Here is an 18180-nt window from a genome sequence, read left to right as displayed (position 1 = left end):
GCAGTTCCCCGCGCCCCTGAAGCGAGCTCCGCTCGCTCAGGGGAGGCTGCGCGCAGCGCAGCCTTAAGGGGCGCGGGGAACTGCGCGACCAGCCACAGACCACCGGCACCCGGCGACGAAGCACTACTCCCGGCGGAACTGCGGCGCGCGCTTCTCGGCGAAGGCCCGGGCCCCCTCCTTCGCGTCGGCGGTGTCGAAGATCGGCCAGCCGCGCTTCAACTCGGCCGCGAGACCGTCCGATTCAGCCATCTCGGCAGTCTCGTAGACGGACGCCTTGACGGCCTCCACGGCCAGCGGCCCGCACGCGTTGATCTGCTCGGCGATCCCGAGCGCGGCATCGAGCGCGGTGCCGTCGGGCACGACCCGCCCGACGAGCCCGATCGCGGCGGCCTCGGGCGCCGGGTACGCGCGCCCGCTGAGCAGCATCTCCAGGGCATGGGTCCGCGCGATCTGCCGCGGCAGCCGTACGGTCGAGCCCCCGATGGGGAACAGACCGCGCTTGACCTCGAAGAGCCCGAACGTCGCGGACTCGCCGGCCACCCTGATGTCCGTGCCCTGAAGGATCTCGGTGCCGCCCGCCACGCAGTACCCCTCGACGGCGGCGATCACCGGCTTGCGCGGCCGGTGGTGGCGCAGCATCGCCTTCCAGTGCAGATCGGGGTCGGCCTTGAGCCGGTCGCGGTACTGCTCGCCCGCCATGCCCTTGCCCGCGAGGGCCTTGAGGTCCATGCCCGCGCAGAACGAGCCGCCCGCACCGGTGAGCACGATCGAGCGGACCGTGTCGTCGGCGTCGGCCTCCAGCCAGCCGTCGTAGAGGCCGACGAGCATCGGCAGGGAGAGCGCGTTCTTGGCCTCGGGCCGGTTGAGCGTGAGGACGAGCGTCGCGCCTTCGCGCCGCACGTCGAGATGTTCGGTCCCACCCATGGGTGTCCTCCAGTCGGCCGGAGCTCGGACCTGGAACAGGTTGCAGGAGCGGACCGACCAGTTCAAGAGTTTTCTGACAGTCAGTCAGATTTCTTGTGCGGGGGCCCTTCCCCCTTACATCCCGGTCTGCTCTGATGACGGCCACACGAGATGCGGCCTGGGTCAGGAGGAGCGGTGGAGTACAACCTTGCCGACCTGTTCGAGTCGGTCGTCGACGTGGTCCCGGACCGCGAGGCGCTCGTCTACGTCGACCATCCCGGTACGGGTGCCGAGCGCAGGCTCACGTACGCGGAGCTGGACACGGCGGCCAACCGCGTCGCCCACCACCTGATCGACAGCGGGATCCGGCCGGGCGAGCATCTGGGCCTGCACCTCTACAACGGCATCGAGTATCTCCAGACGGTACTCGGCTGCCTGAAGGCACGGGTCGTGCCGGTCAACGTCAACTACCGCTACGTCGAGGAGGAGTTGGTCTACCTCTACCGCGACGCGGATCTCGCGGCGCTGGTCTTCGACGCGGAGTTCACCGAGCGGGTGGCGGCCGCGCTGCCCCGCACGGAGAAGCTGCGGCATCTGGTGCGGGTGGGCACCCCGCCTCCCGGCGCAGCGCCGCTCAAGGCGGTCGAATTCACGGCGGCGGAGGCCGCGGCGTCGCCGGAGCGCGGGTTCGCGGCGCGCTCGGCCGACGACCAGTTCATCATCTACACCGGCGGCACGACGGGCATGCCCAAGGGTGTGATGTGGCGTCAGGAGGACCTGTTCTTCGCCGGGTTGGGCGGGGGCGCGCCGACCGGTGAGCCGGTGACGCGCCCCGACGAGCTGGCCGAGCGGGTGGCGGCGGGCGGTGACGGCATCACCTTCTTCCCCACTCCCCCGCTGATGCACGGCACCTCGACCCTGACGGCCTTCATCGGCTTCAACTTCGGCCAGCGTGTCGTCATCCACCGCAAGTTCGTGCCGGAGGAAGTACTGCGCACCATAGAGAAGGAGAGAGTGACGAGCGTGTCCCTGGTGGGCGACGCGATGCTGCGCCCGCTCATCGACGCGCTCAACGGCCCGCTCAAGGGCACGGACTGCTCGGCGCTGTTCAGCGTCTCCTCGTCCGGCGCGATCATGTCGGACACCGTGCGCGCCCAGTTCCAGGCGCTGGTGCCGAACGCGATGCTGCTCAACAACTTCGGGTCGTCCGAGTCCGGCTTCAACGGCACGGCGACCGACGGATCGGGCGCGGGCCAGGGATTCCGGCTGCGCGTCAACGCCCGTACGAAGGTGGTCGATCCGGCGACGTACGCGCCGGTGGAGGTCGGCGAGATCGGCAGGCTCGCGCAACGCGGGCATGTCCCGCTCGGCTACTACAACGACCCGAAGAAGACGGCCGAGACCTTCTTCCGGACCGGTGACGAACGCTGGGTCCTGCTCGGTGACATGGCGACGGTCGACGACGAGGGGATCGTGACGGTCCTCGGCCGCGGCTCGCAGTGCATCAACACCGGCGGCGAGAAGGTCTACCCGGAAGAGGTCGAGCAGGCCCTCAAGTCCCATCCGGACATCTACGACGCCCTGGTCGCCGGTGTCCCGGACCCGAAGTGGGGCAACCACGTGGCGGCCGTCGTCCAGCTCCGCGACGGGGCGGCCGCGCTGGACCTGGAGGCGGTCCAGGCGCACTGCCGCACCCATCTCGCCGGCTACAAGATCCCGCGCCAGCTGGTGGTGACGGACGGCATCCAGCGCTCCCCCAGCGGCAAGGCGGACTACCGGTGGGCGCGGAGCGTGGCGGCGGAGTCGGCCGCCACGCCCGGGAGCTAGCGGACGCACGCACCGCGTCCCGCCGGGGACCGCCGGGGACCGCCGGGACCGCCGGGACCGCCCGGCACGATCGCGCCCTAATCCGGTTGCCGCCGCATCGCACCGGTGCTGAAGTGACCGGATGGATCACAAAAAGGTACGGGCCCTGTTCGACCAGCAGATACGGCTCGGGGCCCGGCCCGACGAACCGGCGGCACGGGTCGAGCACGTCGGCGGCGTCGTGCGGCATCTCAGCCCTCCGGGCGGCTGGCACGGGGTGCTGTGGTCGGACCTGGACGAGGACACCGCGGACGCCGCGATCGCCGAGCAGGTGCGGCTCTTCCGGGAGTTGGGCGGCGAGGCCGAGTGGAAGACGTACTCGCACGACCGGCCGGCCGATCTGCCCGCCCGGCTCGTCGCCGCCGGATTCGTCGCCGAGGACCCGGAGACGCTGCTCGTCGCCGAGACGGCCGTGCTGCCGCCGGACAGCCCGCTCCCGGAGGGGATCCGGGTCATGCCGGTCACCGAGGAGGCGCACATCGCGCTCGTCGAGGCCGTGCACGCGCGGGCCTTCGAGAACGAGTCGTCGTTCATCGGTCAGCAGATCCGCCGACAGCTCGCGAACGACCCGGACACGGTGCCGGCCGTGATCGCCCTGCACGGCGACGAGCCGGTCAGCGCCGCCCGCCTCGAGCTGAACCCGGGCACGGACTTCGCCGGCCTGTGGGGCGGCGGCACGGTGCCCGAGTGGCGCGGGCGCGGGATCTACCGTGCCCTGGTCGCCCACCGGGTGCGGATCGCGGCCGAGCGCGGCTACCGCTACATGCAGGTCGACGCGACCGAGTACAGCCGCCCGATCCTGGAGCGGCTCGGGTTCGAGGCGCTGGGGACGACCACGCCGTACCTGCTGCCGATGGAGACGGGCCGCTGACTCAGCCGCCGCGCGCGTGTCCCGTCCGTGTCGCATCCCTTGACGACAGGGCCCCGACCTTGAATTACTGACGACCAACAGGTCAACCGAATGATCGGTCGGGAGTTCGGGAGTGCGGTCGATGGCGACAGAGGCATCCATGGCGGACTGGTGGGACGCGGGCGAGCGTCTGGGCGTGGCGGAGTTGCGGGACCTGCAGCTGGAGCGGCTGCGCGCCACGCTCGCCCGGGTGTACGAGCGGGTGCCGTTCTACCGGGAGGCGTTCGACAAGGCGGGGGTGCGTCCCGGGGACTGCGGCTCGCTGGCCGATCTGGCCCGGTTCCCGCTCACGACCAAGGCCGATCTGCGGGACAACTATCCGTTCGGGATGTTCGCCGTCGACCAGACCGAGCTGCGGCGGCTGCACGCGTCGAGCGGGACGACCGGGACGCCCACCGTCGTCGGGTACACCGAGGCCGATCTGTCGATGTGGGCGGACATGGTGGCGCGGGCGATCCGCGCGGCGGGCGGGCGCCCGGGCCACAAGGTGCACGTGGCGTACGGCTACGGCCTGTTCACCGGCGGGCTCGGCGCCCACTACGGCGCGGAGCGGCTCGGCTGCACCGTGATCCCGGCGTCCGGCGGGATGACCGCGCGCCAGGTGCGCCTGATCCAGGACCTGCGGCCCGAGATCATCATGGTGACGCCGTCGTACATGCTGACGCTGCTCGACGAGTTCGAGCGGCAGGGCGTGGACCCGCGCACGACGTCCCTGAAGGTCGGCATCTTCGGCGCCGAGCCGTGGACCGAGGAGATGCGGCGGGAGATCGAGGAGCGGTGCGCGATCGACGCGGTCGACATCTACGGTCTGTCGGAGGTCGTCGGGCCCGGCGTGGCGCAGGAGTGCGTGGAGACGAAGGACGGCCTGCACGTCTGGGAGGACCACTTCTATCCCGAGGTCGTCGATCCCCTGACGGGTGAGGTGCTGTCGGACGGTGAGCTCGGGGAGCTGGTCTTCACCTCGCTCACCAAGCAGGCCATGCCCGTGATCCGCTATCGCACCCGGGACCTGACGCGGCTGCTGCCGGGGACGGCCCGGCCCGGGTTCCGGCGGATGGAGAAGATCACCGGACGCAGCGACGACATGGTGATCCTGCGCGGGGTGAACCTGTTTCCCACGCAGGTGGAGGAGATCGTGCTGCGCACGCCCGGGGTGGCGCCGCACTTCCAGTTGCGCCTGACCCGCGAGGGCCGGATGGACGCGCTGACGGTGCGGGCGGAGGCCCGGCCGGACGCCACGCCGGACGAGCGGGCCGAGGCGGCCCGCTCGATCGCGGCGGGGATGAAGGACGGGGTCGGGGTGACGGTCGGCGTCGAGATCGTCGAGCCCGAGTCCCTGGAGCGGTCGGTGGGGAAGATCAGGCGGATCGTGGACCTGCGGCGCGAGGCCTAGGACGTGTGTCGAAAGTCCCGTCGTCCGCCCGGAGGGCGGGCCCCGCGGTGTCTGGTGCGTGCGATCGCAAGGCGCCGGAGCGCCCTCATAGCGGAGCTATGCGGGCGTTTCGGCAACGCCGCGAGCGTGCGTGCCAGGCGCCGCGGGGCAGGCGGGACTTTCGACACACGCCCTAGGGGGCGCGGGGCTGCGCCCATCGGCGGCTCCCCTGCGGGGCGCAACCAGCTCCGCCGGGACCGGCACCCGCCCGCCCACGCAAAAGCGGCCCCCGGCACCGAAGCCCCGGGAGCCGCTCAGCGAAACGGATGGTCAGACGGACTCCGCCAGCACATCCCCGCTGGGCGCAGCCTGCTGCTCATCGGCGGCCGGCCCGGCCCCGCGCAGCGCGACCTCCTTGACGAACACGGACGCGATCAACGCCACGACAGCGACGACGGACCCGAGCAGGAACGCCACGTGCGTCCCGGACGACACCGCGAACTCGTAGGCCTCGCGCACCGGCACCGGCAGCTTGGCCAGACTGGCGGCGTCCAGCTGCGCCGACTGCTCGGTGATCTTGCCGCCCAGCGCCCCGGCTCGCTCGGCCATGACGTCCTGCACCTTGTTGTTGAACAGCGCGCCCATGATGGCGACACCGAACGACGACCCCAGCGTCCGGAACAAGGTGGTGGACGAGGACGCGACGCCCATGTCCTTCATCTCGACGCTGTTCTGCGCGACGAGCATGGTGATCTGCATCAGGCAGCCCATACCGGCGCCGAGCACGGCCATGTAGACGCCGGACATGAACCGGGACGTGTCGGTGTCCATCTGCGCGAGCAGGAACAGCCCGCCGATCATCAGCACGCTGCCGACGATCGGGAACACCTTGTACTTGCCGGTGTTCGTGGTGACCCGCCCCGCGACGAGCGAGACGACCATCATCGACAGCAGCATCGGCAGGAGCAGCAGCCCCGAGTTGGTCGCGGACGCGCCCTGCACGGACTGCTGGTACAGCGGCAGGAAGAGCACGGCGCCGAACATCACGAAGCCCGTGATGAAGCCGATCAGCGACATCAGGGTGAAGTTGCGGCTGCGGAAGATGTGCAGCGGCAGGATCGGCTCGGCGGCCTTGGTCTGCGAGAACACGAACCCGACGAGCGCGGCGACCCCGAGCCCGATGAGCTCCATGATCACGGCGGAGCCCCACGCGTACTCGCTGCCGCCCCAGGTCGTCACCAGCACGATCGAGGTGATGCCGACGGTCAGCAGCGCGGCGCCGAGGTAGTCGATGGAGCCGCCCGACCGCTTCTTCGGCAGATGCAGCACGGCGGTGATCATGACCAGCGCGACGGCGCCGATCGGCAGGTTGATGTAGAAGGTCCAGCGCCAGCCGAGGTGGTCGGTGATGGTGCCGCCGACGAGCGGCCCGCCGATCATGGCGAGCGCCATGACACCGGCCATCATGCCCTGGTACTTGCCCCGCTCACGGGGCGGTATGAGGTCACCGATGATGGCCATCACGCCGACCATCAGACCACCGGCGCCCAGGCCCTGGACGGCCCGGAAGGCGATCAGCTCGGTCATGCCCTGGGCCATGCCGCTGAGCGCGGAGCCGATCAGGAAGATGACGATGGAGGTCAGGAAGGCGCCCTTCCTGCCGTACATGTCACCGACCTTGCCCCAGATGGGCGTGGAGGCGGCGGTGGCGAGCGTGTATGCCGTGACGACCCACGACAGGTGCTCGATGCCGCCGAGGTCACCGACGATCGTCGGCATCGCGGTGCCCACGATCATGTTGTCGAGCATGGCGAGCAGCATGGCGATCATCAGCGCCATCAGCACGACGCGCACACTGCGCGGCTGCGGCTGTTTCACCTGCTCCCCGCTGCCCGTCGCCTTGTCTGTCTGCGCCATGTCCCCCACACTCCCACTTACTTGCCGCCCGGCTAGTTCCTTACAATGGTGAAGGTAGGACGACAACTAGCCGGGCGTCAAGTAAGTTTTCTCCCAAGAGCCGAGAGCCAAGAGCGGGCGAGCAAGGGGCACAGATGGTCACGGGCAGCAGCAGGCCGCAGCAGCGTCGCGGGGACACCCGTCAGCGCATCCAGGACGTGACCCTCGAACTGATCGCCGAGCAGGGCTACGAGAAGACGTCCCTGAGGGAGATCGCCGAGCGCCTGGGAGTCACCAAGGCGGCGCTCTACTACCACTTCAAGACCAAGGAAGACATCCTCGTCAGCCTCTTCAGCGATCTGATGAGGCCGATCGACGAGCTGATCACCTGGGCCAAGGAGCAGCCCCGCCCGGCCCCCCTGGAGACCAAGCGGGAGATCCTCACCCGCTACAGCGAGGCGCTGTCCGAAGCCGCCCCGCTCTTCCGCTTCATGCAGGAGAACCAGGCGCAGATGCGCGAGCTGAGCATCGGCGAGAACTTCAAGGACCGGATGCAGGACCTGATCACCCAGCTGCTGCCCGAGGACGGCTCACTGACCGACCGCGTGCGCTGCATCAGCGCGCTGTTCTCGATGCACGCCGGGATGTTCGTCCTCAGGGACGTCGAAGGCGACCCCGAGGAGAAGCGTCTTGCCATCCTCGAGGTCGCCACGGACCTGATCACCCAGGCCCACCAGGACTGAGAGCCCGCCGGGTCAGACGGTCACGCCCTGCGCCTTGAGGAAGGCGACGGGGTTGACCGCGGAGCCGTAGTTCGGCGTCGTACGGATCTCGAAGTGCAGGTGCGGGCCGCTGGAGTTGCCGGTGCTGCCGGACAGCGCGATGTGCTGGCCCGTCGCGACCGACTGGCCGACGTGCACGTCGATCCGGGACAGGTGCGCGTACTGGGAGTACGTGCCGTTGCCGTGCTTGATCACGACGGCGTTGCCGTACGCGGGGCCGTCACCGGCGCCGTTGCCGCCGGTCTTGACGACGGTGCCGCCGTGCGCGGCCACGACCGAGGTGCCGGTGGGCACGGCGAAGTCCTGGCCGGAGTGGTGACCGGTGGCCCACATGCTGCCGCCCTGCGCGTAGCCCGCGGAGAGGGTGTAGTGGGCGACCGGGTCGACCCAGGAGGCGGCCTTCTTGGCGGCGGCCTGCTGCGCGGAGGTGGCGGCCTTGGCCTGAGCGGCGGCCTGGGCCTTGACGGAGGCGGCGGCCCCGCTCGGCAGGGCGGCGGCCTGCCCGTCGGCGGCGAACGCGGCCCCGGCGCCCAGCGCAGCCGTCATTCCGAGGCCGGCGGCCACGACGGCGGCACGGTTGCGGAGCTTCGACGTACCGGAACGGAGGGACAGGGTGCGCTTCGACATGGAGTGAGACCTTGCTTCGGGGACGTGGGGAGACCCGGCGCACCGCTTGGTGCCACCGGGTCGGCCATCCCTGTGTAACCCGCTCCCCCAAGACCGCCCAAAAGCCTCATCTACTACCCACTCTCGTACAACTGCCACAAAACGTTGATTGCTTGACAGCCGTCGATCATCGCCCGGAATTCGTCCGACTTATCCCCCGATCTCATGTTTAGGCCCTCTTCGCGGACGCGCGCCCGGGCCACAAGGCGGTCCCCTCCCGGCCGATTCCATGAAACGGACATTTCACCTGAACCCGTCGACCGTGTAACAACCACCCCACAGCCCCGCCGAACTCCTACCGCCCCTAGTAGGCCCTTGTGACCCTGTGCGTCATGTCACCGAACGGCAAGATCGAACCTCCCGGGAGTGTGATCGGGGCTACGCTCCCCAGCCATGGATCCCGCTGCGCTCGGTACCCGGCTGGCATCGAGCGCGCTCGTCCCCGCGCTCCGTAAGCTGATCGTCCAGGAGGGCCCGGGAGCCGGCCTCACCGACCGGCCCGTCCGCCTTTCGGGGCTGGTCACCTTCCGCGGCGAGAAGCGCGCCCTCACCGCCGACGACCTGCTCCGCCTCGCCCGCGGGCTGGTGACCGCCGCGCTCGACGGCCCGGGCGAACCGCCGTTCCCCGCCGCCGAGACCGAGCCGGTCGTGCACGCGCTGGCCGACACCCTGCACGCACTCGGCGACCTCGCCATGGACGACGTACAGGCCGTGCGCCTCGGCCACACCGCCCTCGCCCGCGCACTGCGCCGCGCCGCCCCCGGCCCCGGCCTGTCCGCCGACGCGGACCTCTTCCTCGACACGGTCACGGGGTGGGCGTGCGAGCACATCCTGCAGTTCTTCACCCAGCGGTCGACGTTCGTGGCGCGCACCCTCGTCGAACAGAGCCGCGGCCAGCGCGAACTGCTCGCCAGGACGGACGAGCTGATCCGCCGCACCCCGCCCGCCGACGCCCGGGACACCGCCTTCGAACGGCGCTACCTCTCCCACGTCGCCGAGCGCCACCGGCACCTGACGATCTACGGCATCGATCTGCGGGACGCGCCCGAGCGCTGGCCGCTGGAGGTGGCGTACCTGAGCCTGGAGGCGACGACCGAGCTCCCGTACCGGGAGGCGCCCCACATCGGTCACCCCGAGGCGTCCTCGACGCGGATCCGCGCCGAGGACGCGTTCGCCGACGGCCACGACCGGGTGCTGCTGCGCGGCGAGGCGGGCTCCGGCAAGACGACGCTGATCCAGTGGCTGGCGGTCACCGCGGCCGGCCACGTCCCCTTCGTCCTCCCCCTGCGCACCCTCGTCCGCGCCACGGCACTGCCCGCCCCCGCGGACTTCCTCGCCTCGGTCGGCTGCCCGCTGACCGCGCCCGACGGCTGGGCCGAGCGGGTCCTCGGCGCCGGGCGCGCGCTGGTCCTCGTGGACGGGCTCGACGAGATCCCGGCCGCCGACCGGCACCGCGTCCGTTCCTGGCTGACCTCGCTGATCGGCGCGTACGACGGCAACCGCTGGCTGCTCGCATCGCGCCCCACCGCCGTCCGCGCCGACTGGCTCGCCGACACCGGCTTCCGCGAGGTGCTGCTGCCGCCGATGCGCGGTGCGGACGTCGCCACCTTCGTCCGGCGCTGGCACACGGCCGCCGACGCCGGCGCGTACGAGGGCGCGCTCCTGGACGCGCTGCGCACCAAGCGCGATCTGGCCCGGCTCGCCACCAACCCCCTCATGTGCGGTCTGATCTGCGCGCTGCACCGGGAGCGGCGCGGCTATCTGCCCACCGGCCGCAAGGAGCTGTACGACGCGGCCCTGTCGATGCTGCTGACCCGGCGCGACCGGGAACGCGGCATGACCGGCGTCGACCTCGGCGAGGAGGCCCAGCTCGAACTCCTGCAGCACCTCGCCTACGCGCTGATCCTCAGTGGCCGTACGGAGATGGGCCGGGACGCGGCGGAGACGGTCCTGGAGCGGCGCCTCCCGGCCGTCGCGTCGGCATCCTCCCTCGGCGACGCCCCGGCGGTCCTGTCCGCCCTGCTGCTGCGCAGCGGCCTGCTGCGCCAGCCCGCCGACGGCGTCGTCGACTTCGTGCACCGGACCTTCCAGGACTACCTGGGCGCCCGGCACGCCGTCGAGGAGGGCCATGCGCTGCCGTTCGTCCAGCGCCTCGCCGACGACCCGCAGGGCGAGGACGCGATCCGGATGGCGGTGGCCCACGCCCGCCCCGGCGAACGCCCGGCACTGCTGCGCGAGTTGCTCTCCACCGGCGCCCCGCGCCTGACCCTGCTGGCCCTGGCCTGCCTGGAACACGCGACGACGCTCGCCCCCGAGGTGCGCACCGAGGTGGAGCGGGCGGCCGCCGCGCTGATCCCGCCCCGCACCTCCGCCACCGCGAAGGAACTGGCCGAGGCGGGCCCCCTGGTCCTGGAACTGCTGCCGGGCCCGGAGGGGCTGAGCGACGAGGAGGCCCACGGGGTGACGATCACCGCGTCCCTCCTCGGCACCGCCGAACCCTCCGGCGCCCTCGGTGTCCTGCGCCGCTTCCGTGGACACCCCTCACTCGACGTACGCCGCCAACTGGTCGGCACCTGGGGACGGTTCGACCCGGACGAGTACGCCCGGGAGGTGCTGGACCACGTGGACCGGACCGGGCTCGTCGCGACCTGCGACTCCCCCGGGCAGTACCCGGCGCTGCGCGCGATGCGCCCCTGGGCCGAGGTGACGTTCCTGGGCGACCACGTCGCCGGGGACCTGCCCGGCGCGGTCCCCGACCCGGCAGCGGTGACGCATCTCAGCCTGCGCAAGAACACGCTGTTGCACGACGTGCGGGCGCTCACCGGATTCCCCGCGCTCGCCGGCGTGTGGCTGGAGGACTGCCCCTACACGGCGGATCTGAGCCCGCTCGCCGACCTGCCGCTGACCCGCCTCGGGGTCACCGGCTGCGGGGGCGCGGTCACCGGCCTGGACCGGCTGCGCTCCTTGGAACGGATCTCCTTCTACGACGAGGTGCCCGGCACGTCCCTCGCCGAGGGCCTCCCGGCCGAGGCACCGCTGAGGTTCCTCTACCTGGGTGGCCGGGCGATCGACTGGACCGGTCTGCGCGGCCTCGGCCAGTGGCCGACCCTGACCTCCCTGAGCCTCGGCCTGCTCCGGACCGCCCCGACCGTGGACGACTGGAGTCACGTCGCCGGGCTGCCCGCCCTGACCGCGCTGTACCTCGACGCGATCTTCTTCGGCGACCATTTCGCCCGCTCGCTGGCCGCGCTGCCGGAACTCCCCCGCGTCGACGTGCTGCGCCTGGCCTCCCTGACCGGCAGGGAGGACATCAGCGCGCTGCCGCCCCGCCTGCCCGGCGTGCGCAAGCTGGTTCTGCAGACGTTCCCGCACACGACGGTCCCGGTCGACCGCTACGCCCGCCACTTCCCCGACGCCGAGATCGTCCTCGACCAGCGCTGACCCGGGTCCGGGCACACGAGAAGGGGGCCGGTGCTTCTCAGCACCGGCCCCCTTCTCACTGGCTCATCCCGGAGGGGTTACGCCTCCTTGCTCAGGTTCGGACCGCCACCCGCGGCCGCGTCCTCGATCGGCGGGACGTCGGGGAGGGCCGACTTCTCCTCACCCCGGAAGGTGAAGGTCTTGTTCTCGCCCTCGCCCTCGGTGTCCACGACCACGATGTGCCCCGGACGCAGCTCGCCGAAGAGGATCTTCTCCGAGAGCGTGTCCTCGACCTCGCGCTGGATCGTGCGACGCAGCGGCCGCGCGCCGAGAACCGGGTCGTAACCCTTCTTCGACAGCAGCTCCTTGGCGGACTGGGAGAGCTCGATGCCCATGTCCCGGTCCTTCAGGCGCTCGTCCACCTTGCCGACCATCAGGTCGACGATCTGGAGGATGTCGTCCTGCGTCAGCTGCGGGAAGACGACGACGTCGTCCACACGGTTGAGGAACTCGGGACGGAAGTGCTGCTTGAGCTCGTCCGACACCTTGTTCTTCATGCGCTCGTAGTTGGTCTTCGTGTCACCCGTGGCCGCGAAGCCCAGGTTGAAGCCCTTCGAGATGTCACGGGTTCCAAGGTTGGTCGTCATGATGATGACCGTGTTCTTGAAGTCCACGACGCGGCCCTGGGAGTCGGTCAGGCGACCGTCCTCCAGGATCTGCAGCAGCGAGTTGAAGATGTCCGGGTGGGCCTTCTCCACCTCGTCGAAGAGGACGACGGAGAACGGCTTGCGGCGCACCTTCTCGGTCAGCTGGCCGCCCTCTTCGTAGCCCACGTATCCGGGGGGCGAACCGAAGAGACGCGAGACCGTGTGCTTCTCGGAGAACTCCGACATGTCGAGGGAGATCAGCGCGTCCTCGTCACCGAAGAGGAACTCGGCGAGCGCCTTGGACAGCTCGGTCTTACCGACACCGGACGGGCCGGCGAAGATGAACGAACCACCCGGACGCTTCGGGTCCTTCAGACCGGCACGCGTACGGCGGATCGCCTTCGAGAGCGCCTTGACGGCGTCCTTCTGGCCGATGACCCGCTTGTGGAGCTCGTCCTCCATGCGCAGCAGACGCGAGGACTCCTCCTCGGTCAGCTTGAAGACCGGGATGCCGGTGGCGGTCGCGAGGACCTCGGCGATCAGCTCGCCGTCGACCTCGGCGACGACGTCCATGTCGCCGGCCTTCCACTCCTTCTCGCGCTTGGCCTTCGCCGCCAGCAGCTGCTTCTCCTTGTCGCGGAGCGAAGCTGCCTTCTCGAAGTCCTGGGAGTCGATGGCCGACTCCTTGTCGCGGCGCACGCCCGCGATCTTCTCGTCGAACTCGCGGAGGTCCGGCGGCGCGGTCATCCGGCGGATGCGCATCCGGGAACCGGCCTCGTCGATCAGGTCGATCGCCTTGTCCGGCAGGAAGCGGTCCGAGATGTACCGGTCGGCCAGCGTCGCGGCCTGGACGAGGGCCTCGTCCGTGATCGAGACGCGGTGGTGGGCCTCGTAGCGGTCGCGCAGACCCTTGAGGATCTCGATCGTGTGCGGCAGCGACGGCTCCGCGACCTGGATCGGCTGGAAGCGGCGCTCGAGGGCCGCGTCCTTCTCCAGGTGCTTGCGGTACTCGTCGAGCGTGGTGGCACCGATGGTCTGGAGCTCACCGCGGGCCAGCATCGGCTTCAGGATCGAAGCCGCGTCGATGGCGCCCTCGGCGGCACCCGCACCCACGAGCGTGTGCAGCTCGTCGATGAACAGGATGATGTCGCCGCGGGTGCGGATCTCCTTGAGGACCTTCTTCAGGCGCTCCTCGAAGTCACCGCGGTAGCGGGAGCCGGCGACCAGCGCGCCCAGGTCAAGCGTGTAGAGGTGCTTGTCCTTGAGCGTCTCGGGCACCTCGCCCTTGACGATGGCCTGGGCGAGGCCCTCGACGACGGCGGTCTTGCCGACGCCGGGCTCACCGATCAGGACCGGGTTGTTCTTGGTACGGCGCGACAGGACCTGCATGACGCGCTCGATCTCCTTCTCGCGCCCGATGACCGGGTCGAGCTTGGACTCACGAGCGGCCTGCGTCAGGTTGCGGCCGAACTGGTCGAGGACCAGGGACGTCGAGGGCGTGCCCTCGGCAGGCCCGCCGGCGGTGGCGGTCTCCTTGCCCTGGTAGCCGGAGAGCAGCTGGATGACCTGCTGCCGCACCCGGTTGAGATCTGCGCCCAGCTTGACCAGGACCTGGGCGGCGACGCCCTCGCCCTCACGGATCAGGCCGAGCAGGATGTGCTCCGTGCCGATGTAGTTGTGGCCCAGCTGAAGGGCCTCGCGGAGCGACAGCTCCAGGACCTTCTTGGCACGGGGGGTGAAGGGGATGTGCCCGGACGGGGCCTGCTGGCCCTGACCGATGATCTCCTCCACCTGCTGGCGGACCGCCTCGAGCGAAATCCCGAGGCTCTCCAGGGCCTTAGCGGCGACACCCTCGCCCTCGTGGATCAAGCCCAGGAGGATGTGCTCGGTGCCGATGTAGTTGTGGTTGAGCATCCGGGCTTCTTCCTGAGCCAGGACGACAACCCGCCGCGCGCGGTCGGTGAACCTCTCGAACATCGTTAATCGCTCCTCAGAGCGGTCAGGCAGTAAGGGGTCGGTCCCCTCCCTGTCCTTCCGCAGCTTAGTCCCGCAAGCGGGGACCGCTCATTCCAACTGCCGACACCCGGCCTTCTTCCCGGGGGATCTCCTGCCCCGAACGCCGACATCCTCTCCAACCCGATGGTGCGAGACGATGTTCCCGCAGGCCAAGCGGATAGCCACACCGCCACTACGCCGATGGCGAACGCGGGCTCCCGTGGCCGAGCGTGTCGACCCTCCCACTAGGGATGTCTTACCCGCAGGGACTGACACTCCATGCGGCGCACGCCGGTTCCCTCCGCTACGGGCGAACATCCTTGCCCCGCCGAACACCCCTTTACGCCCCCATTTCGGACACGGAGCGCATTCAACCAACGACACTGCGTAACTTGCGGGTGCTCCCGGCGGTTGCTCCTGGCATGGTCGCCCCCTTTCCCGCCCCGCGCCGGCCGCTCGACGCCGTCCTCCCCGACCAGTGGGTCCAGCAGTGGTACGAGGACGAGCTGGGCTGGGCCACGGCGTCCGGCCCCGACGGGGTGCGGCTGCGCACGGGCCTGCGCTTCGACGTACTGGAGATTCCGGCCGACGCCGGGTTCCGGATGCTGCGCAGGTGCGATCCCCGCTCACCGGTGGCGTTGAACGGGGAGACGATGCAGCTCCTGGTGGCCGCCGGCAGCGCGGACGAGGTGCCGGGGCTGCTGGACTGGCTGGAGTGGGGCGATCTGCCCCTGGACCTCGTCGCCGTCGGGACGGGCGGATTCATCGACGCGCCGACGCCGCCGGGAAGGGCCGGCTCGCAGGAGGCCGCCGTGTGGGTGCGGCCCCCGGAGCCCGGACGCGAGGTGGAGCCGGTACTGCCGGCCCTGACGAGCCTGTCGGCCGTCTCGACCTGGTCGGTCGCAGGGGGCGGTGGGGGCGCCCCCGATCTCGTACGACTCGTGGACACAGCGGCGACCCACTGTCAGCGGGCCCGGCTGCGCCGCGCAACGCACGGAGCGACGCGTCAGCCGTTGGCCTTCTCGTAGGCCTCACGGATGGAGGCGGGGACGCGGCCGCGGTCGTTGACCTCGTAGCCGTTGTCCTTCGCCCACGCGCGGATCTGCGCGGTGTCCTGGTTGCCACCGGACGCGGCGCGCGCCTTGCCCCGGCCACCGGCGGCGCGGCCACCGGTGCGACGGCCGCCCTTGACGTACGCGTCGAGGAGACCACGGAGCTTGTCCGCGTTCGCGGTGGTGAGGTCGATCTCGTACGTCTTGCCGTCGAGCGCGAACGTCACGGTCTCGTCCGCCTCGCCACCGTCGAGGTCATCGACAAGAAGGACCTGAACCTTCTGTGCCACCGGATTTCCTTTCATCGATATCTGAAGGGCCGGCCGTGCGACCTCGGCCGCTGTTTCGCCGTCCCCTTGTTATATGCAGTACTGCAGTACGTCGGAAAGCAAACCGCTTTTGCCGGAAAAACACAAACCCCTGGCTGAGATCCAGGAGAGATCCAGGAGTTGAAGCTGCCCAGGCCGACCGAAAACATGCGCGTTTCGGACATAGAGCCCGGGCCGTTGCAGCTTGCCGGAATATCGGTCCGCGGCGATCACAGATGCAGAAGCATCCGGCTGTTACCCAAGGTGTTCGGTTTCACTCGTTCGAGACCGAGGAACTCCGCGACGCCCTCGTCATAGGAACGCAGCAGCTCGCTGTAGACATCGGTGTCAACCGTATCGACGGGTGTCTCACCGATCTCCACGAAGCCGTGCTTGGCGAAGAACTCGACTTCGAAGGTGAGGCAGAAAACCCGGCGAACACCGATCCAGCGCGCGGTCTGCAGCAGCTTCTCCAGCACCTGATGACCCACGCCCGAGCCCTTGACCAGTGGATTCACCGCGAGCGTGCGGACCTCGGCGAGGTCTTCCCACATGATGTGCAGGGCCCCGCAGCCGACGACCTCGGCGTTGTCGTCGCGTTCGGCGACCCAGAACTCCTGGATGTCCTCGTAAAGCGTCACCGTGGCTTTGTCGAGCAGGATCCCCTGTCGGCTGTAGGCGTCGAGGAGTCGGCGGACCTCCGGCACATCGGCGGTGCGCGCCCGGCGTACGGTGATGGCTTTTGGGGCGGGAGATTCGGGGACCGGGACGACTTCGGGGAGCTCTGCTGGCATGTCCGGACGCTATCGCCCGCGCTCTGGGGCCGCTTCTCCGGGTGGCGCGACTTCGGCCGCGGCTTCGGGGACGGCTTGCGGCGCCGCTTCCGGCACGGGTTCGGAAGTGGCGTCGGGCTGCACGATGCGCATGGCGTCCCTGAGCGCTTCGCGCTGGCGCGGCGACATCATGCCGAAGAAGGCGACGAGCGCGGCGGCGGGGTTGTCGCTCTGCGCCCATGCGTCGTTCATGAGCGCGGCCGAGTAGGCGGCGCGGGTGGAGACCGCCTCATATCGATAAGCCCGGCCCTCCGCTTCGCGGCGGACCCAGCCCTTCTGATGGAGATTGTCCAATACAGTCATGACCGTCGTGTAGGCGATGGACCGTTCCTGCTGGAGGTCCTCCAGCACTTCTCTCACCGTCACCGGGCGGTTCCAGTTCCACACCCGTGTCATGACTGTGTCTTCGAGTTCTCCCAAGGGGCGCGGCACGAAGAGCACAATAGTGGGAGAAGTCGGTAATTCGCCGTCGGACGTGGCGAGAGATGCCGAACGACTTCAATCAATGCCAAAAGGGGCGCCCACCGGGGCGCCCCTGACCAGGGCCGGAGCCTGCGGTCAGCCGGCTTCGGGCTGCCGGGCGGCCTCGGCGCGCGCGAGGGCGGCGTCGACGGCCGCGTCCTCCTTGGCCTTCTTGTCGCCGCCCTGCGACTTCACGATCGTCACGATCAGGCCGATGAAGAACGCGGCCATCACTACCGGGGGCACGAGCGCGGAAACGTATTCCATGCCCCCAGAGTAGCTAGCCCGCGACCAGCCGCTGCGACGGGGCCGGGGGCTGGGCGGGGCGGCGCTTGGGCGGGAAGACCTCGGCCGGGGTCGGCACGGGGCGTTCCGGGGTCGCGGGCCCGGGTCCCGCGGGCCGGTCGGCGGCGGAGAGGCCGCCGGGCAGGGCCAGCAGGCGCGCGCGGGAGGCCGGGACGCGGGGACGCTGCCGGGCCTCGAGCCGGTCGCGCACCCCCTGTTCGGCCAGTGTCCGGCAACGGTCGAGCAGGGCCGCCGCCGTGGCGTTGCCGCGCAGGGCGCGCAGCGCCGCGAGGTCGTCGGCGCCGGGCCGGTGGCCCGCCGCCAGGGCGTCCTGGAGCAGGCTCAGATAGCCGGTGACGGTCCCGGGCAGGGCGGCCCGGTAGCGGTCGAGGTCGGCGAGCAGGAACGCCCGCATGCGGGCGCTCTCCCTGGCGGCCTCGTCGACCGACTCCGCGAGGCGGAGACATTCCCGGACGTCCGTGTCCGAGGCGGGGCTGGGGTGGAGGGCGAGGGCGAGGGCACGTCGGAGCACACGCAGCTCTTCTGCGCCGAACGCCATGCCGCCGCGGTTTCCGTAGGGCGTGGGCATGGGGTGACGGTACGGCTTATTTCGGGCAAATCGGCTTAACCGGCAATTCTCCGGCGCGCCTTCGCTCCGCTCTGACCGGGATTTCCGGGTTGTTCGTTCGTCTGCGGGCCGGTGGGGGCTGGTCGCGCAGTTCCCCGCGCCCCTGAGATGCGCACTGCGTGCGCCATCTCATCAAAAGAGGCGCGGGGAACTGC

15 protein-coding genes are annotated in these 18180 nt (G+C 70.2%); 6 read left to right on the top strand and 9 right to left on the bottom strand.

From position 1 onward, the window contains the following. Positions 1–123 precede the first annotated feature (123 nt). Positions 124–924 (bottom strand): crotonase/enoyl-CoA hydratase family protein, encoded by an 801-nt coding sequence (locus ABT127_RS38795; RefSeq protein WP_351461140.1) that lies wholly within the window; start codon positions 922–924, stop codon positions 124–126. 174 nt (positions 925–1098) lie between these two features. Between ABT127_RS38795 and ABT127_RS38790 the strand changes: the two genes are divergently transcribed. The 3 genes from ABT127_RS38790 (at position 1099) to paaK (ending at position 5072) form a co-directional block, all read left to right on the top strand. After that, positions 1099–2730 (top strand): acyl-CoA synthetase, encoded by a 1632-nt coding sequence (locus tag ABT127_RS38790; RefSeq protein ID WP_351461137.1) that lies wholly within the window; start codon positions 1099–1101, stop codon positions 2728–2730. 121 nt (positions 2731–2851) lie between these two features. Beyond that, positions 2852–3640 carry a GNAT family N-acetyltransferase gene (locus tag ABT127_RS38785; RefSeq protein WP_351461134.1) on the top strand — a complete coding sequence of 263 codons (789 nt, stop codon included), beginning with the start codon at positions 2852–2854 and terminating at the stop codon, positions 3638–3640. 139 nt (positions 3641–3779) lie between these two features. Then, positions 3780–5072: a phenylacetate--CoA ligase PaaK gene (gene paaK, locus ABT127_RS38780; RefSeq protein ID WP_351461146.1), complete on the top strand. Its 1293-nt coding sequence runs from the start codon at positions 3780–3782 to the stop codon at positions 5070–5072. A 309-nt stretch (positions 5073–5381) separates the two neighbouring features. On the opposite strand, the gene ABT127_RS38775 is transcribed toward paaK, so the two are convergent. Then, positions 5382–6968: an MDR family MFS transporter gene (locus ABT127_RS38775; protein ID WP_351461131.1), complete on the bottom strand. Its 1587-nt coding sequence runs from the start codon at positions 6966–6968 to the stop codon at positions 5382–5384. Positions 6969–7102: 134 nt separating this feature from the next. Between ABT127_RS38775 and ABT127_RS38770 the strand changes: the two genes are divergently transcribed. Continuing rightward, complete coding sequence (locus tag ABT127_RS38770) at positions 7103–7690, top strand: TetR/AcrR family transcriptional regulator (protein ID WP_351461128.1); 588 nt, start codon at positions 7103–7105, stop codon at positions 7688–7690. Positions 7691–7702: 12 nt separating this feature from the next. Here the strand turns inward: ABT127_RS38770 and ABT127_RS38765 are convergent, their stop codons facing one another. After that, positions 7703–8356: a M23 family metallopeptidase gene (locus tag ABT127_RS38765; protein WP_351461125.1), complete on the bottom strand. Its 654-nt coding sequence runs from the start codon at positions 8354–8356 to the stop codon at positions 7703–7705. A gap of 432 nt (positions 8357–8788) precedes the next feature. Here ABT127_RS38765 and ABT127_RS38760 point away from each other — a divergent pair, with 432 nt between their 5' ends. Then, positions 8789–11836 (top strand): NACHT domain-containing protein, encoded by a 3048-nt coding sequence (locus ABT127_RS38760; protein ID WP_351461122.1) that lies wholly within the window; start codon positions 8789–8791, stop codon positions 11834–11836. 77 nt (positions 11837–11913) lie between these two features. On the opposite strand, the gene ABT127_RS38755 is transcribed toward ABT127_RS38760, so the two are convergent. Continuing rightward, on the bottom strand, positions 11914–14439 hold the full coding sequence (locus tag ABT127_RS38755) for an ATP-dependent Clp protease ATP-binding subunit (RefSeq protein ID WP_351461119.1): 2526 nt from the start codon (positions 14437–14439) through the stop codon (positions 11914–11916). 440 nt (positions 14440–14879) lie between these two features. Here ABT127_RS38755 and ABT127_RS38750 point away from each other — a divergent pair, with 440 nt between their 5' ends. After that, the gene (locus ABT127_RS38750; protein WP_351461116.1) at positions 14880–15485 is read left to right on the top strand and encodes an SCO3374 family protein; all 606 of its coding nucleotides are present in this window, start codon (positions 14880–14882) and stop codon (positions 15483–15485) included. On the opposite strand, the gene ABT127_RS38745 is transcribed toward ABT127_RS38750, so the two are convergent. The 5 genes from ABT127_RS38745 to ABT127_RS38725 all read right to left on the bottom strand — a co-directional run bounded on the left by ABT127_RS38745 (position 15464) and on the right by ABT127_RS38725 (position 17956). Continuing rightward, positions 15464–15799: a histone-like nucleoid-structuring protein Lsr2 gene (locus tag ABT127_RS38745; protein ID WP_111662722.1), complete on the bottom strand. Its 336-nt coding sequence runs from the start codon at positions 15797–15799 to the stop codon at positions 15464–15466. The two genes, ABT127_RS38750 and ABT127_RS38745, sit on opposite strands and share 22 nt — an antisense overlap. A 248-nt stretch (positions 15800–16047) precedes the next feature. Further along, entirely contained in the window at positions 16048–16611 is a 564-nt protein-coding gene (locus tag ABT127_RS38740) for an amino-acid N-acetyltransferase (RefSeq protein ID WP_351461113.1), read from the bottom strand. Positions 16612–16620: 9 nt separating this feature from the next. Next, positions 16621–17082: a BlaI/MecI/CopY family transcriptional regulator gene (locus ABT127_RS38735; protein WP_351461111.1), complete on the bottom strand. Its 462-nt coding sequence runs from the start codon at positions 17080–17082 to the stop codon at positions 16621–16623. A gap of 126 nt (positions 17083–17208) precedes the next feature. Further along, on the bottom strand, positions 17209–17379 hold the full coding sequence (locus ABT127_RS38730) for a hypothetical protein (RefSeq protein WP_181512516.1): 171 nt from the start codon (positions 17377–17379) through the stop codon (positions 17209–17211). Between the two features lie 13 nt (positions 17380–17392). Further along, positions 17393–17956: a hypothetical protein gene (locus ABT127_RS38725; RefSeq protein WP_351461143.1), complete on the bottom strand. Its 564-nt coding sequence runs from the start codon at positions 17954–17956 to the stop codon at positions 17393–17395. Positions 17957–18180 lie beyond the last annotated feature (224 nt).

Source organism: Streptomyces sp. NPDC001904 (genome assembly GCF_040297005.1).
Taxonomy (GTDB): Bacteria; Actinomycetota; Actinomycetes; order Streptomycetales; family Streptomycetaceae; genus Streptomyces.
Note: the sequence above shows the minus strand (reverse complement) of the source record. Positions and strands in the feature narration are given on the sequence as shown.